The sequence below is a fragment of the Curtobacterium sp. PhB137 genome (assembly GCF_003814955.1).
Lineage (GTDB): Bacteria > Actinomycetota > Actinomycetes > Actinomycetales > Microbacteriaceae > Curtobacterium.
In genome coordinates this window covers 212,221-227,601 of the sequence record NZ_RKQO01000005.1, presented here as the reverse complement: position 1 = coordinate 227,601, position 15,381 = coordinate 212,221, and the positions used below count along the sequence as shown (strand labels likewise).

Annotated in this window: 15 protein-coding genes; 1 reads left to right on the top strand and 14 read right to left on the bottom strand. The window is 70.4% G+C overall.

From position 1 onward, the window contains the following. Window positions 1-80: 80 nt before the first annotated feature. From EDF28_RS07710 to EDF28_RS07680, 7 genes are all read right to left on the bottom strand, one after another. Window positions 81-875, bottom strand: coding sequence for a F0F1 ATP synthase subunit delta (locus EDF28_RS07710; RefSeq protein ID WP_123937769.1), 795 nt, complete (start codon window positions 873-875; stop codon window positions 81-83). Between the two features lie 2 nt (window positions 876-877). After that, window positions 878-1,432, bottom strand: a complete 555-nt coding sequence (locus EDF28_RS07705; protein ID WP_123937768.1) for a F0F1 ATP synthase subunit B — start codon at window positions 1,430-1,432, stop codon at window positions 878-880. 9 nt (window positions 1,433-1,441) lie between these two features. Continuing rightward, window positions 1,442-1,678, bottom strand: a complete 237-nt coding sequence (gene atpE / locus EDF28_RS07700; protein ID WP_027465781.1) for an ATP synthase F0 subunit C — start codon at window positions 1,676-1,678, stop codon at window positions 1,442-1,444. Between the two features lie 61 nt (window positions 1,679-1,739). After that, window positions 1,740-2,600 (bottom strand): F0F1 ATP synthase subunit A, encoded by an 861-nt coding sequence (gene atpB, locus EDF28_RS07695; protein ID WP_333925860.1) that lies wholly within the window; start codon window positions 2,598-2,600, stop codon window positions 1,740-1,742. A gap of 107 nt (window positions 2,601-2,707) precedes the next feature. Continuing rightward, window positions 2,708-3,199, bottom strand: coding sequence for a hypothetical protein (locus EDF28_RS07690; RefSeq protein ID WP_123294279.1), 492 nt, complete (start codon window positions 3,197-3,199; stop codon window positions 2,708-2,710). After that, on the bottom strand, window positions 3,196-4,422 hold the full coding sequence (locus EDF28_RS07685) for an MraY family glycosyltransferase (RefSeq protein WP_111083866.1): 1,227 nt from the start codon (window positions 4,420-4,422) through the stop codon (window positions 3,196-3,198). Before EDF28_RS07685 ends, EDF28_RS07690 begins: the two co-directional genes overlap by 4 nt. After that, window positions 4,419-5,093 (bottom strand): L-threonylcarbamoyladenylate synthase, encoded by a 675-nt coding sequence (locus tag EDF28_RS07680; RefSeq protein WP_123294277.1) that lies wholly within the window; start codon window positions 5,091-5,093, stop codon window positions 4,419-4,421. The genes EDF28_RS07685 and EDF28_RS07680 overlap by 4 nt, the downstream gene beginning before the upstream one ends. A 37-nt stretch (window positions 5,094-5,130) precedes the next feature. Between EDF28_RS07680 and EDF28_RS07675 the strand changes: the two genes are divergently transcribed. Further along, window positions 5,131-5,781 carry an HAD family phosphatase gene (locus EDF28_RS07675; protein ID WP_165900970.1) on the top strand — a complete coding sequence of 217 codons (651 nt, stop codon included), beginning with the start codon at window positions 5,131-5,133 and terminating at the stop codon, window positions 5,779-5,781. A gap of 163 nt (window positions 5,782-5,944) precedes the next feature. Here the strand turns inward: EDF28_RS07675 and prmC are convergent, their stop codons facing one another. The 7 genes from prmC to lysA form a co-directional block, all read right to left on the bottom strand. Next, the gene (gene prmC / locus EDF28_RS07670) at window positions 5,945-6,817 is read right to left on the bottom strand and encodes a peptide chain release factor N(5)-glutamine methyltransferase (protein ID WP_123937766.1); all 873 of its coding nucleotides are present in this window, start codon (window positions 6,815-6,817) and stop codon (window positions 5,945-5,947) included. A gap of 28 nt (window positions 6,818-6,845) precedes the next feature. Beyond that, entirely contained in the window at window positions 6,846-7,928 is a 1,083-nt protein-coding gene (gene prfA, locus EDF28_RS07665; protein ID WP_123294274.1) for a peptide chain release factor 1, read from the bottom strand. 3 nt (window positions 7,929-7,931) lie between these two features. Next, window positions 7,932-10,238, bottom strand: a complete 2,307-nt coding sequence (rho, locus tag EDF28_RS07660; RefSeq protein ID WP_123937765.1) for a transcription termination factor Rho — start codon at window positions 10,236-10,238, stop codon at window positions 7,932-7,934. A gap of 182 nt (window positions 10,239-10,420) precedes the next feature. Beyond that, on the bottom strand, window positions 10,421-11,362 hold the full coding sequence (gene thrB / locus EDF28_RS07655; RefSeq protein ID WP_123294435.1) for a homoserine kinase: 942 nt from the start codon (window positions 11,360-11,362) through the stop codon (window positions 10,421-10,423). A 101-nt stretch (window positions 11,363-11,463) separates the two neighbouring features. Further along, the gene (gene thrC, locus EDF28_RS07650; protein WP_111083860.1) at window positions 11,464-12,543 is read right to left on the bottom strand and encodes a threonine synthase; all 1,080 of its coding nucleotides are present in this window, start codon (window positions 12,541-12,543) and stop codon (window positions 11,464-11,466) included. Between the two features lie 70 nt (window positions 12,544-12,613). Further along, window positions 12,614-13,921, bottom strand: coding sequence for a homoserine dehydrogenase (locus EDF28_RS07645; RefSeq protein WP_123339754.1), 1,308 nt, complete (start codon window positions 13,919-13,921; stop codon window positions 12,614-12,616). Window positions 13,922-13,946: 25 nt separating this feature from the next. Then, window positions 13,947-15,374 (bottom strand): diaminopimelate decarboxylase, encoded by a 1,428-nt coding sequence (gene lysA / locus EDF28_RS07640; protein WP_123937764.1) that lies wholly within the window; start codon window positions 15,372-15,374, stop codon window positions 13,947-13,949. Window positions 15,375-15,381 lie beyond the last annotated feature (7 nt).

Sequence of the window (15,381 nt, the reverse complement as noted above, 5' to 3'; positions counted from 1 at the left end):
CCTTCGGCTCCGAGAGGGTGACGCTGCCGGACTCGGCAGTTCCCGTTGTGGACTTGGGAGGAGCGGCTTCGACCGTACGCCTAGCCGGCGAGCTGGAGCCGGAGCTCCGAGAGCCGCGTGGACACGGTGCCGTCGATGACGTCGCCGCCGATCTGCACCCGGACCCCGCCGACGACCGTGGGGTCGACGACCTGGTTGATGCTGATGTCCTTGCCGTAGCGCTCGGCCAGCCCGCGTGCAACGCGTGCCGACTGGGCGGTCGTGAGTGCCGTGGCGGTGACCACGGTCGCGACGAGCTTGCCGTCCTGTTCAGCCACGATGCGCGAGGCATCGCGGACGAGTTCACCGATGCGGCGGCCGCGAGGCTGCTGCACGAGCGCGGAGACGATCGTCACGGTCTGCTGCGACGCCTTGGGGCCGAGGAGCCGCTCGACGAGCGCGCCCTTCTGCGCCGGGCTGCCGAGCTTCGTGCCGAGTGCCAGCTCGAGGCCGGCGTCCGAACGGACAGCGGTCTCGAAGGCGAACAGCTCGGACTCGATCGGCGAGTCGGTACCCGCGGTGGCGGCGACGGCGCGGATGCCCGCGTCCTCGATGCCGGCGAGCAGGTCCTGGTGCGAGGACCAGCGCGAGCCGGCCACCGCGGTCAGGACCGCACGAGTCGCGTGCGACTGACCGGCGAAGACGCGGTCGATGAGGACCTTCTTGCCGGCCGGGTCGGCCGTCGGGTCGGACAGCAGCCCGAGCAGCTGCGGCGCACCGGCGATCGCACGCCCGGAGGCGAGGATCTCGGCACCCACGGCCAGGTCGGCGCTCGAACCGAGGTCCGAGAGCACCGCCCTGGTGGACGCGAGTGCTTCTCTGGTAGCGCTGCGCATGCTCAGTGCTCCCCCGTCTTCGTGGCCTGCGAGGCCTCGAGGTCGGCGAGGAAGCGGTCGACGACTGCCGACGACTTGGCGTCGTCCTTGAGCGATTCGCCGATCACACCGGACGCGAGGTCGAGGGCAAGGGTGCCCACCTCGGACCGGAGGGACTGGACGGCGCTCTGACGCTCGGCTTCGATCTGCGCCTGGGCGTTGGCCGTGATGCGTGCTGCATCGGCCGCTGCCTGCTCGCGGACCTCGTTGCCGATCGCCGTTGCGTCGGCGCGGGCCTGCTCACGGATGCGGGACGCCTCGGAGCGGGCGTCGGCGAGCTGCTTGTTGTACTCGTCGAGCGCAGCAGCGGCCTGCTCCTGAGCAGCCTCTGCCTTCTTGATGCCACCCTCGATGGCCTCAGTGCGCTCATCGAGCATCTTCGTGATGCGCGGCGTGACGACACGCCACATCACCACGAGGATGATGAGGAAGGCCACCGCGGACCACACGATGTCGTACAGCGGCGGAATGAGGGGGTTGTGCGTCTCCTCCGCCGCGATGATGAGTGCGTTGTGCATCGAGGAACCTTAGTTCGTGAAGATGAAGTACGTGGCGATGCCGATGAAGGCCAGGGCCTCGGTGAAGGCGATACCGATGTACATGAGGGTCGTCAGGCGGCCCTGGAGCTCGGGCTGGCGGGCGACGGACTCGATCGTCTTGCCGACGACGATGCCGACACCGATGGCCGGGCCGATCGCAGCGAGGCCGTAGCCAACCGTCGCGATGTTGCCGTTGATCTCCGCGAGAACGGTCGTTGCGTCCACGTGTTTTCCTTTCGAGGTGCGGGTCCGACGGTTGCCGGTCCCGTAGGGGGTCAGTGAGGAATCAGTGCTCGTCAGCCAGCGCCAGCTGGATGTAGACGGCGGTGAGGAGCATGAAGACGTAGGCCTGCAGCAGCGCGACGAGGATCTCGAAGAAGCTGAACGCGATGCCGAACGCGAGGGTCCCGACGCCGAAGGCCTTGAAGCCGAGCGAAGCGTCGAAGAAGAAGAACTGCGTGGCCGAGAAGAACAGGACGAGCAGCAGGTGCCCGACGACCATGTTCATCAGGAGTCGCAGGGTGAGCGTCACCGGACGGAGCACGAAGGTCGAGACGAGCTCGATCGGCGTCACGATGATGTAGAGGAACCACGGCACCCCGGGCGGGAAGAGCGAGTTCCGGAGGAACGTGCCCGGGTGCTTGCGGAGGCCGGCGTAGATGAACGCGACGTAGGCGACGATCGCGAGGATCATCGGCATCGCGATGCGACTGGTGCCGGCGAGGTTCATGCCCGGGATCAGACCGGTCAGGTTCATGAACAGCACGCCGAAGAAGATCGTCGCCAGGAGCGGCAGGAATCGCTTGCCGTCCTTCTCTCCGAGGTTGTCGAAGGTGTTGCGACGAACGACGTCGAACGCGTACTCGATGAACGCCTGACCGCGGTTCGGGACGAGCTTCAGCGCGCGGGTTCCCACGAAGGCGAACACCAGGAGCACGGCGACGGCGAAGAAGCGGATGAGGACGACCCGATCGATCTCGAACGGCGTCCCTGCGAAGAAGATCGCATCCGGGAAGAACTCGTTGATCGACGGACCATGGAACTCGGCGGCCTTGCTGCTCCCCGCCGCAACGGTGTCAACCGCAGCAGAGAGGGACAGGGGAAGAGCGTGGGATAGCAGCGCTGTCTCCTGTGTCGGCGCGCGCACATCATGGCACGCGATGGTGGACGTTGTGGAGGCTTGCCCGCTCCGAGCGAAAGGCTCCGGTGGCGGACTCCGAGAAGCCTATCAGGTGCGAGAGGCTTCCCGGCTTCTCAGTTGCGGGGGGTCGGGTTCTCAGCGTCTGCGGAGCCACCCGACCCGTCACCGGGCAGCTGCACGCCGATCGGGATGCGGGCCTTCGCCACCGCGACGACGTCGATGACCAGGGACCCGACGACCCCCGCGATGATCACGATCGCGAGCACCGGGAAGTCCACCCAGGTACGGTCCTTCAGCGCCACCAGCAGCACGATGAACACGATGAACTTGAGCAGCCAGGTGCCCATCACGATGCCGAAGAAGGCCCCGGAGATCATCTGCCCCTTGGACACTCGTAGCGCGACGAGGACACTGACCGCGGTGAGGCCGAGGAACACCACGCTGAGCACGGCTCCGAGCAGGCCGCCGACGAGCCCGGGAGTGTCGGCGACGAGCAGTCCCACGACTCCCCCGACGATCGCCAGGGCGACCGCGAGCACGGCGCCCCACGTGATGATGCGGCGGAACACCGGCCGGACGTGGTCGAGCGCGTTCGGTGCGGTCACGTGATGTCTCCTGGGATCGTGCGGTCGTTGGCGGCCCGGTCGAGCGGGTCGAGGCTGGCGTCCACCACGGCGGCGGAACGGTTGGCGGTCTGGGCAGCGATCTCGGTGCGCTTCCGGCCGAGCGGCGCGAACGTGGCGACGGCGCACACGGTGAAGCCGACCGCGACGAAGGCGACCACCCAGTACCAGTCCACGAACAGGAACAGGAGGCACCCGACCGCGACGGTGGCGGTCCACGCGTAGAAGATCAGCACGGCGTGGAAGTGCGAGTGCCCCATGTCGAGCAGGCGGTGGTGCAGGTGCTTGCGGTCGGCCGAGAACGGTGACTTGCCGGCGCTGAGCCGACGGGTGACCGCCAGGCCGAAGTCCAGGATCGGCACGATCAGGATCGCGAAAGGCAGCAGGATCGGGATGAACGCCGGCAGCAGCGCCTGGCGTGTCTGCACTGCGGCGGGGTCGATGTTGCCCGTGACCGACACCGCGCTCGTGGCCATCAGGAAGCCGACGAGCAGCGCTCCCGCGTCGCCCATGAACAGCTTCGCCGGGTGCCAGTTGAGGATGAGGAACCCGAAGCAGGACCCGACGAGCACCGCCGTCAGCAGTGACGGCAGGTTGAAGAAGAACTCGGTCTGCACGACCACGCGGTTGATGAAGAACGTGTAGAGGAAGAACACCCCGCCGGCGATGATCGCGACCCCGGCGACCAGGCCGTCGAGTCCGTCGATGAAGTTCACCGCGTTCATCACGAGCACCACCGCCAGCACCGTGAAGATCAGGCTCATGTACGACGAGCCCACGCCCAGGGTGTTGCCGATCGGCAGCGACACGATCGCGACGCCCTGCCAGGCGAGGATGCCCGCAGCGATGATCTGCCCGGCGAGCTTCGTCATCCAGTCGAGGTCCCAGATGTCGTCCGCGACGCCGAGCACCACGATGATCGTCGCGCCCCCGAGCACCGCCAGCACGCGGCCCGGCTCGGAGAACACCAGCCGGAAGTAGTCGGTCCCCGCGATCGACGGGAACAGGAACCACGCCGCCAACAGCGACACGATGACGCCGATGTACATCGCGATCCCGCCGAGGCGCGGAGTCGGCGTGCGGTGCACGTCGCGCTCGCGGACCTGGGGGTACCACTTGTACTTCAGCCCGAGTTTCCACACCAGCACGCTGACCAGGAAGCTCACGACCGCGGCGATCGCCCCCGCCAGCAGGTAGTACTTCATCCGACGAGGTCGGCTCCGACGACCCGGATGATCTCGTCGTCGGAGATCACCCCGTGTCGGACGATGCGGAGCTTCCCGCCGTCCGACAGCCCCGTCGCGTCGACGATCGTCGAGCCGGTGGAGGCTTCGAAGCCCTCGTGCTCCCCGATCGCGCCGCCGTCCAGGTACACGGCGACGCTGTCGCCGAGCATCCGCTCCGCGGCATCGACGTCCATCGCGGCCGGGTCGCCGGTCGAGTTCGCGGACGAGACCGCGAGCGGACCGACCTCTTGCAGGAGCTCGAGCGCGATCCGCGAGTCCGGCATCCGCAGGGCGACCGTGCCCCGCGTCTCGCCGAGGTCCCAGTCGAGCGACGGCTGCGCGCGCAGGATCACGGTCAGGCCGCCGGGCCAGAACTCGGCGACGAGGTCGCGCACCTGCTGCGGCACGTCGCTCGCGAGCGCGTCGAGCGTCGGCGGGCCGGGGATCAACACCGGCGGCGGCGACTGCCGCGTCCGGCCCTTCGCGTCGAGCAGCCGCTGGACGGCGGCCGCGTTGAAGGCGTCCGCGGCGAGGCCGTAGACGGTGTCGGTGGGGACGACGACGAGGTCTCCGCGCCCGAGGGCGGCACGTGCGAGCCGCATCCCGGTCAGGAGCCCGTCGGAGTCGGTGCAGTCGTATCGGGATGCCATGACTCGACGATGATAGTGCGACACAATGGAGGACATCGTGAACGAGACCCCTGCGCCCCACCTCCTGTTCCTCTTCGACATGGACGACGTCCTGGTCCGGTACGACTGGCAGGTGCGGATGGCCGCACTCTCCGAGTTCACCGGACACGAGTTCGAGGAGCTCCGACGCCGCTGGTGGGACTGCGGCCACGAGATGCGTGCCGAGGCCGGCGACTTCGCCGACGGCGACGAGTACCTCGCCGCGTTCGAGCGGGCGATGGAGTGCGACGTTCCGGAGGCCGAGTGGGCGCGCATCCGCGGGTCCGCGATGACCGAGCTGCCGGAGCGCATCGAGGCCGTCCGGATCGCGAGTGAGCACGGGCGTGTCGGCCTGCTCACCAACAACGGGCCGCTCGCGGGTCGGTGGATCCACCAGTGGGCACCGTCACTGCCGGGGCTGTTCGGCGAGCACCTGGACACGTCGAGCAACTTCGGCGCCCGCAAGCCCGAGCCCGAGGTCTTCCTCCGCGCGATGGAGCACCACCGCGTGCCCGCCGAGCGCACGTTCTTCGCCGACGACATGCCGGAGAACATCGCGGGTGCCCGGAGCGTCGGCATCCACGCGGTCCTGGTCGAGCGCGACACCGACCTGCGCGAGCACGTCCGCGCCTTCGTCGCGCAGCAGCGCGAGGCCTCCCCCGTCGCCTGATCCTTCCCATCACGTTCGAGATGGCAACAAGCAACGGGCGTACCTGGTCGTTCTGAACGGCCAGGTACGCCCGTTTCCGCTCGGTACGGCAACGCACGGCACGGCAGACAGCTCGGTAACGCCAAGCACGCCACACCGACCGGGAGGCCCGGGGGGCGTCCGCCTACCGGGTCGCGGTGGTCGTGCGGTCGCGACCCGTCAGGTCGACGTGCGTCTCCGGGGTCCGGAACCCCCGTCGCGCCAGGACCTCGCGGACGCCGGCGCCCTGCGGCTCGGCGTGCTCGATGACGAGCACCCCGCCGGGCACGAGCAACCGCCACGCCGTCTCGGCCAGGGCGCGCACGGCGTCGAGGCCGTCCGGTCCGCCGTACAGCGCCATCGCGGGATCGTGGTCGCGGACCTCGGGGTCGATCGGGATTGCGTCGTCCGGCACGTACGGCGGGTTCGACACCACGACGGACACGGTGCCGTCGAGTTCGGGCAGCGCGTCGGCGAGGTCTCCCTCGACGAGTCGCACCGTGCCGCCGTGGGCGTCGGTGTTCCGGCGGGTCCAGGGCAGGGCCTCGGGCGACCGTTCGACGGCGTACACGACGGCGTTCGGCACCTCGGTGTCCATGGCGATGGCGATCGCACCGCTGCCGGAGCCGAGGTCGACCGCGATCGGCGCCGGCACCGCGACGGCTCGGAGCGCGTCGATGCCGAACTGCACGACGCCCTCGGTCTCGGGACGGGGCACGAACACGCCGGGTCCGACCGCCAGGGTCAGTGCCCGGAAGTACGCCTGCCCGGTGATGTGCTGCAGCGGCTCGCGGGCGCTCCGTCGGGCGATCGCGTGCCGGAAGCGCTCGACGTGCTCCGGAGCGATCGCGCCGCCGGTCATCGCGCGGGCCTGCACGGCACCGCGCGAGGTGTCGGTCGCCCACGCGAGCAGCAGCTCGGCGTCGACCTGGGGCGTCGGGACGCCGGACGCGACGAGCGCCGCGGCCGCCTGCTCGAGCAGGCGATCCGCGGCGTACGTGAGGGGCGTGTCGGACACGAGCCGGGCCTCCAGGCGGGGTGAGCGGTTACGCGTCCTGGTCGCCGATGGCGGCCAGACGTGCCTCTTCGTCCGCCTGGATGGCGGACTGGACGACGGGCTCGAGCGCACCGTTCATGACGCGGTCCAGGTCGTACGCCTTGTAACCGGTGCGGTGGTCCGCGATCCGGTTCTCCGGGAAGTTGTACGTCCGGATGCGCTCCGAACGGTCCATCCCGCGGATCTGCGACTTGCGCGCGTCCGAGGCGATCGCGTCGAGCTCCTCCTGCTGCCGCGCGAGGATGCGTGCACGGAGAACGCGCATGCCGGCCTCACGGTTCTGCAGCTGCGACTTCTCGTTCTGCATCGCCACCGTGATGCCCGTGGGCAGGTGGGTGATGCGGACCGCGGAGTCCGTCGTGTTGACGGACTGCCCGCCGGGACCGGAGGAGCGGTACACGTCGATCTTCAGGTCGTTCTGGTTGATCGCGACCTCTTCGGGCTCGTCGACCTCGGGGAACACCAGCACGCCGGTCGTCGAGGTGTGGATGCGCCCCTGCGACTCGGTCTGCGGCACGCGCTGCACACGGTGCACGCCGCCCTCGTACTTCAGGTGCGCCCAGACACCCTGCGACGGGTCGGTCGTGTTCGACTTGATCGCGACCTGGACGTCCTTGTAGCCACCCAGGTCGGACTCGGTGCGCTCGAGGAGCTCGACCTTCCAGCCCTTGGTCTCGGCGTAGTGCGAGTACATGCGCAGGAGGTCGGCCGCGAACAGCGCCGATTCCTCGCCGCCCTCGCCGCCCTTGATCTCCATGATCACGTCGCGCCCGTCGTCGGGGTCGCGCGGGATGAGCAGCCGGCGGAGACGCTCCTGGCGCTCCGCCAACTGCTCCTCGAGCTCGGGGACCTCGTCCGCGAACGCCGAGTCCTCACGCGCGAGCTCCTGGGCGGCGGCGAGGTCGTCCCCCGCCGCCTGCCAGGACTCGTACGCGGACTTGATCTGGTTGAGCTCGGCGTAGCGCCGGTTCACCTTCTTCGCCCGGGCCGCATCGGCGTGGAGCGCGGGGTCCGACAGCTGCTGCGTCAGGTCCTCGTGTTCCGCCAGCAGCCCTGCCACCGACTCGAACACGCGTTACTCCTGGTGACCGTTGTGGTGAGCGCCGCCGGTCGTCGGGACCGACTTCTGCACCTGCACCAGGAACTCGACGTTCGACTGCGTCTCCTTGAGGTTCCGCAGCACGATCTCGAGGGCCTGCTGCGGGTCGAGCCCGGCGAGGGCTCGGCGCAGACGCCAGGTGATCTTGACCTCGTCAGCGGAGAGCAGCTGCTCCTCGCGACGGGTACCGGAGGCGTTGACGTCGACGGCCGGGAAGATCCGCTTGTCCGCCAGGTGACGGTTCAGGCGGAGCTCCATGTTGCCGGTGCCCTTGAACTCCTCGAAGATGACCTCGTCCATCTTGGAACCGGTCTCGACGAGCGCGGTGGCGAGGATGGTCAGCGAGCCGCCGTCCTCGATGTTGCGCGCGGCACCGAAGAAGCGCTTCGGCGGGTAGAGCGCCGCCGAGTCGACGCCACCGGAGAGCACGCGGCCCGACGCCGGGGTCGACAGGTTGTAGGCACGACCCAGACGGGTGATCGAGTCGAGCAGGAGCACGACGTCGTGGCCCAGCTCCACCAGGCGCTTCGCACGCTCGATGGCGAGCTCGGCGACCGTGGTGTGGTCCTCGGCCGGACGGTCGAAGGTCGAGGCGATGACCTCACCCTTCACCGTGCGCTGCATGTCGGTGACCTCTTCGGGCCGCTCGTCGACGAGGACGACCATGAGGTGCGCCTCGGGGTTGTTCTTCGCGACGGCGTTGGCGATGGCCTGCAGCACGACGGTCTTGCCGGCCTTGGGCGGCGAGACGATGAGGCCGCGCTGGCCCTTGCCGATCGGCGACACGAGGTCGATGATGCGGGTGCTGAGCTTGCCCGGCTCCGTCTCGAGGCGCAGGCGCTCGTTCGGGTACAGCGGGGTGAGGTCCGAGAAGTCGACACGGGCCGCTGCTTCTTCGGCGGTCTGGCCGTTGACCGAGTCGACGGTCACGAGCGCGTTGTACTTCTGACGGCTCTGCTGCTCGTTGTCACGGGGCTGCTTGATCGAACCGACGACGGCGTCGCCCTTGCGCAGGTGGTACTTCTTCACCTGGCCGAGGGAGACGTAGACGTCGTTCGGTCCGGGCAGGTACCCGGTGGTGCGGACGAACGCGTAGTTGTCGAGGACGTCGAGGATGCCCGCGATCGGGATCAGGACGTCGTCCTCGGTGACCTCGGGCTCGAAGTCGTCGTTCTGGCCGCCACGGCCGCGCTTGCGGTCACGCTGGCGACGGCTGCGGCCGCCCTCGGTGTCGTCGGCGTTCTGCTGGGCCTGCTGGCCCTGCTTCTGCTGACCGTTCTGCTTCTGCTGGTTGGCCGCCTGCTGCTTCTGCTCGGCGCGGTCGTCCTGCTTCGCGTCGCGCTGCTTGGAGTCGCCCTGCTTCGCGTCAGCCTGCTTGGCGTCGGCCTGCTTCTGCTGGTCGCCACCGTTCTGCTTCTGCTGGCCGCCCTGCTGGTGCTGCTGGCCGTCCTGCTGCTCGCCGTTCTGCTCGCCGTTCTCGGCGTTCTGCCCACGGCCACGACCGCGACCACGGCTGCGACGGCCGCGACGCGAACCACCCTCACCGTTCTGGTCGTTCTGGTCGTGCTGCTCGCCGGAGTCGGCGGCACCGGACTGGTCCTGCGACTCGCCGTCGGTGCTCTGCTGCTCGGTCCGTGCCTGCTGCTCGGTCCGCGCCTGCTGCTCGGTCCGCGCCTGCTGTTCGCTGCGGGCCGGCTGGTCGGGTGCCGAGGTCGGCGTCTGCTGGTCGGCCGACTCGTTCGGCTGCTGGGCCTGCTGGTCGGCACCGCGCTGGCCGCGGCCGCGACGCTGCCCACCGGTCTGCGTCTGGGCGGCTTCCTGGGCGTCCTTCTCGGCACGCACCTGGTCGAGGCCCGCGAGCAGGTCCTCGGTGCCGGTGTGGCCGGCGTTGGTGTGCTCGGCGGCCGAGGTCGGGCCGGCGTTCACGGTGCCACCGGACGACGCGCGGCGCGAACGGCGGGCACGCGACGGCGCGGCCGGCTCGGACTCGACGGCTGGTGCCTCGGGGTCGGCGACCGGAGCGGTCGGTGCCTCGGCTGCGGGCTCCGGCAGCGTCGGCTGCTCGGTCACCGGCGCCGCGGCGGGGGTCGTGGCGGGCGCTGCCGCAGCGGGGACGTCGTCCGTGACGGGGCGCTTGTCCTCGATGGAGGCGATGAGGTCGCCCTTGCGGAGCTTGGAGAGCCCGGTGATGCCGAGCGAGGAGGCGATGCGCTGGAGTTCCGGCAGGCGGAGGGCGCGCAGGTCGCTGGGGATCTCCACCTGGGCGGAGTTGTTGTCGATCAAGGTCGGTGTTTCCTTTCGAACCGCAGAACGCGGAGAGTTTCCACCGTCCCGGATGCACGGGTATGCATCGACCGCCGTTCAGACGACGGACCGGGATTCGGTGATCAGAAAGAGATGCACACCCGCGCGCCGGACCCTGCGACGTCGCAGGCGCTGTCCTTGAGGACGGGCATACCGTGCGGTTACGCGGGTTCGGCTTCGAGCGCCGAGTGCGCCACCACTGTAGCACCACCGAGATCGACGGCCAGCATGAGCGCACGCCAGTCGGATTCTCCGTGTCGGGCGACGAGATCCGCGGCCGTGAGCCGTTGTGCCGGGTCGCTGCCGAGCACGAGCAGGCTCGGTCCCGCCCCCGACACGACGGCCGCGAGGCCGTGCTGCCGGAGCAGTCCGATCAGTGCGTCGGTCTCCGGCATCGCGCTCGCCCGGTACGCCTGGTGCAGGCGGTCCTCGGTCGCGGCGAGCAGGAGCTCGGGGCTCTGGATGAGCGCGGCGACGAGCAGCGCGGAACGGGAGACGTTGAAGGCGGCGTCGGCGTGCGGGACGTTCTCGGGCTGCAGGGAGCGGGCGAGCTTCGTCGACAGCGTGGACGTCGGCACGAACACGACCGGTGCGACGCCGCGGTGCACCAGGAGGCGCTTGTACGCGGGTCCCTCGGCCGTCATCCACGCGATGGTGAGCCCACCGAAGAGTGCGGGGGCGACGTTGTCCGGGTGCCCCTCCATCTCGGTGGCCAGGCTGAGCAGGGTCGAGGCGTCCAGGTCGACGATGCCCTCGAGCAGCCCGCGGGCCGCCATCAGGCCGGCGACGATCGCGGCCGCCGAGGAACCGAGCCCGCGGCCGTGCGGGATCGCGTTCGTGGCGTGCAGCTCGAGGCCGGGCTGGTCGACGCCGGCGTGCTCGAGGCCGCGGCGGACGGCGCGCACGACCAGGTTCGTGTCGTCGGTGGCGACCTCGCCGGCACCGACGCCCTGCACCGTGACGGTGGCGCCGGCTTCCGGTCGGACCCGGACGACGACCTCGTCGTACAGCGAGAGCGCGAGACCGAGCGAGTCGAACCCCGGGCCGAGGTTCGCGGACGTCGCCGGCACGCGGACGCGCACGGCCCGTCCGGCGGGCAACACGTGGGCCGTTCGCCCGGCGGGCACAGCGTGGACCGCCCGTCCGGCCGGTACAGCACTGTGGGCGGTGACGCCCTCCCCCGGTCCGGACGAGCGGTCGGGGCTCACTGCGCCGCGACCAGTCCGAGCACGTCCGCGATCGACTTGGTGTCGACCGGCACGCTCGTCGGGGTGACCTCGCTGCCGTCCTCGGTGCGCAGGGCCCACTGCGGGTCCTTCAGGCCGTGGCCGGTGACGGTGATGACGACCTTCGCGCCCTTCGGCACGATGCCGGCATCGGCGCGCTCGAGCAGCCCGGCGACACCGATGGCCGAAGCGGGCTCGACGAAGACGCCGACCTCGGCCGACAGGATGTGGTGCGCGGCGAGGATCGCCTCGTCCGAGATCGCGCCGAAGTAGCCGTCGGTCTCGTCGCGGGCCTCGAGGGCGAACTGCCACGAGGCCGGGTTGCCGATGCGGATCGCGGAGGCGATGGTGTCGGGGTTCTTGACGACCTCGCCACGGACGATCGGTGCGGAACCGGCGGCCTGGAACCCGAACATGCGCGGGAGCTTCGTCGTGCGACCGGCGGCCACGTCCTCGCGGTAGCCACGGGAGTACGCGGTGTAGTTGCCCGCGTTGCCGACCGGCAGGAAGTGGAAGTCCGGGGCGTCGCCGAGGACGTCGACGACCTCGAACGCAGCGGTCTTCTGGCCCTCGATGCGGTCGTTGTTGACCGAGTTGACGAGGTGCACCGGGTAGTTCGCCGCCAGGTCGCGGGCGATGTCGAGGCAGTCGTCGAAGTTGCCCTGGACCTGCAGCAGCTGGGCGTCGTGCGCGACGGCCTGGCTGAGCTTGCCCATGGCGATCTTGCCCTCCGGCACGAGCACCGCGGCGGTGATGCCGGCGTGCGTGGCGTACGCGGCGGCCGAGGCGCTGGTGTTGCCGGTCGAGGCGCAGATGACGGCCTTCGCGCCGTGCTCGACGGCCTTCGAGATCGCCATCGTCATGCCGCGGTCCTTGAAGGACCCGGTCGGGTTCATGCCCTCGAACTTGACGTAGACCTCGGCGCCGGTGCGCTCGGAGAGCCGACGAGCCGGGATGAGGGGCGTGCCGCCCTCGCCGAGCGTGACGATCGGCGTCGCCTCGGTCACGTCGAGTCGGTCGGCGTACTCGCGCAGGACTCCCTGCCACTGGTGGGCCATCAGGCTTCTCTCTCTGTCCGGTGGGTCGGTCTGGTGGTGGTTCGCGGTCGGCCTGGAGGCCCGTGGTGCGTCAGGCGCCGACGAAGCGCAGGACGCTGGTCACGTCCAGGACCACGTCTTCGCCGCGGAGCGTGCGGACGGTGTCCGCCAGGTCGGCTTCGCGCGCCAGGTGCGTGCCGATGACGAGCGCTGCCGTCCCCTCGGAGGCACCTGTGGTGGTCTGCTCGACGGTCTCGACGCTCACGCCGTGCTTCGCGAGCACGCCGGCGACCGTCGACAGCACGCCGGGGGCGTCCGTGACGTGCAGGGTGATCTGGTAACGCGTGCGGACGGTGCCGATCGGGAAGACGGGCAGGTCCGACTGGGTCGACTCCGCGACGCCCGGGCCACCGATGACGTGCCGACGTGCGGCGGACACCAGGTCGCCGAGGACGGCGGACGCGGTCTCGACACCACCGGCACCGGCGCCGTAGAACATGAGGTCGCCCGCGGCCTCGGCCTCGACGAACACGGCGTTCTTCGCGCCGTGCACGCTCGCCAGGGGGTGCGACTCCGGCACGAGGGCCGGGTAGACGCGGGCGCTGACGCCCTCGCGGCCGTCCTCGTCGGTCAGTCGCTCGGCGGTCGCCAGGATCTTCACGACGTAGCCGGCCTTGCGCGCGGCGCGGACCTGCTCGATGGTGACCGAGGTGATGCCCTCGCGGTGCACGGCAGCGAGCGGCACCGAGGTGTGGAACGCCAGCGAGGCCAGGATCGCGGCCTTCTGCGCGGCGTCGTAGCCCTCGATGTCGGCGGTCGGGTCGGCCTCGGCGTACCCGAGCTCGGTCGCGGTCGCCAGGGCGTCCTCGAACGTGGCGCCCTCGCGGTCCATCAGGTCGAGGATGAAGTTCGTGGTGCCGTTGACGATGCCCATGATCCGCTCGATGCGGTCACCGGCGAGCGAGTCGTGCAGCGGTCGGATGATCGGGATGGCACCGGCGACGGCGGCCTCGTAGTACAGCTGCGCACCGACCTGCTCGGCCACCGCGAAGAGCTCCGGACCGTGGGTCGCGAGGAGCGCCTTGTTGCCGGTCACGACGTCCGCGCCGGACTGCAGCGCCTGCAGCACGAGCGTGCGCGCGGGCTCGATGCCACCGATCAGCTCGACGACGATGTCGGCACCGAGGATGAGCGACTCGGCGTCGGTCGTGTAGAGGTCCTTCGGCAGGTCGACGTCGCGCGCGGCGTCGACGTCGCGCACGGCGATCCCGACGAGTTCGAGGCCGGCACCGGCGCGCGAGGCGAGTTCGTCGGCGTGCTCGAGCAGGAGCCGCGCGACCTGGGACCCGACCGAGCCGGCCCCGAGCAGCGCGACGCGGACGTTGCGGTATTCGATCATCTGGAGTTGGTTCCTGTTCGTCGGGTCAGCGACCGGTGCCGGCGTGGGGCACGGGGCGGACCCCGGTGTCGCGGGCGAGGAGGTCGTCGATCGACTCGCCCCGCACGAGGATACGGGTTGTGCCGTCCGCCACGGCGACGACCGGCGGGCGGCCCACGTGGTTGTAGTTGCTCGACAGCGCCCAGCAGTACGCCCCGGTGGCTGCGACGGCGAGCAGGTCCCCCCGCTGGACGTCACCCGGCAGGTACTCGTCGTTGACCACGATGTCCCCGCTCTCGCAGTGCTTCCCGACGACGCGGGTGAGGACGGCCGGCGCCTCGGACGCACGGGCGAGGCGAGCGGTGTAGTCGGCGCCGTACAGGGCAGGACGGGCGTTGTCGCTCATGCCGCCGTCGACGGACACGTAGGTGCGGGTGGCGTGGCCGGTCTCCGCGTCGCCGGTCTCGAGCGTGACGGGCTTGATCGTGCCGACGCGGTAGAGCGTGATGCCCGCCGGCCCGACGATGTAGCGACCGGGCTCGACCGCGACCTCGGGCACCGGGATGTCCCGCTCGGCGCAGGCCTCGGCGATGATCGCGGCGAGGGCGTCGGCGACGTCCTCGGGAGCGAAGGCGGAGTCGGCCTCGGTGTAGTCGATGCCCCAGCCGCCGCCGAGGTTCAGCTCGGGCACCGGACCGGTCTCGACGAGGGTGGCGTGCACGTCCATCAGGCGTCGAGCGGCTTCGCGGAACCCGGACTCGTCGAAGATCTGCGACCCGATGTGCGAGTGCAGCCCGACGAACACGAGCGACGACTCGGCGCGCACCGCCTCGGCCGCGGCGACGGCCTCGGTGAGCGGGATGCCGAACTTCTGGTCCTCGCGCGCGGTCGCCAGGTACTCGTGGGTGGACGCGTGGACGCCGCTGTTGATGCGGATCCGGACGCGCTGCACGACCCCGGCGTCGGCAGCGGCACGGGCGACGCGCTGGACCTCCTCGTGGCTGTCGAGCACGATCGTGCCCACGCCGACCTCGACGGCGCGGGCGATCTCGGCGTCGGACTTGTCGTTGCCGTGGAAGCCGAGCATCGCCGGGTCGATCCCGGCGGCCAGGGCGACCGCGAGCTCCCCGCCGGTGCAGACGTCCACGCGCAGGTCGGCCTCGGCCATCCACGCCACGACCTGCGTCGTCAGGAACGCCTTGCCGGCGTAGTAGACGTGCGCCCGGGTGCCGATGCCCTCGAACGCCTCGGTGAACGCGTTCCGCACCCGGACCGCACGGGACTGCACGTCACGCTCGTCGACGACGTACAGCGGGGTGCCGTACTGCCGGACGAGGTCCGTCGCGGTGACACCGCCGACCGCCAGGTCGCCGTCGTCGGTCCGCGTCGCGGACGCGGGCCAGATCCGGTCCACCAGCTCGGAGGCGTCCGTCGGGAACCGCAGTCGCGGCGGTGCAAGGGGGTTCTCGCTCACGGGACCC

Coding starts and splice junctions, on each gene's coding strand:
- EDF28_RS07645 (WP_123339754.1), bottom strand. CDS start 13,921: ATGATCGAATACCGCAACGTCCGCGTCGCGCTGCTCGGGGCCGGCTCG.
- EDF28_RS07710 (WP_123937769.1), bottom strand. CDS start 875: ATGCGCAGCGCTACCAGAGAAGCACTCGCGTCCACCAGGGCGGTGCTC.
- thrC (WP_111083860.1), bottom strand. CDS start 12,543: ATGGCCCACCAGTGGCAGGGAGTCCTGCGCGAGTACGCCGACCGACTC.
- EDF28_RS07680 (WP_123294277.1), bottom strand. CDS start 5,093: ATGGCATCCCGATACGACTGCACCGACTCCGACGGGCTCCTGACCGGG.
- EDF28_RS07705 (WP_123937768.1), bottom strand. CDS start 1,432: ATGCACAACGCACTCATCATCGCGGCGGAGGAGACGCACAACCCCCTC.
- EDF28_RS07685 (WP_111083866.1), bottom strand. CDS start 4,422: ATGAAGTACTACCTGCTGGCGGGGGCGATCGCCGCGGTCGTGAGCTTC.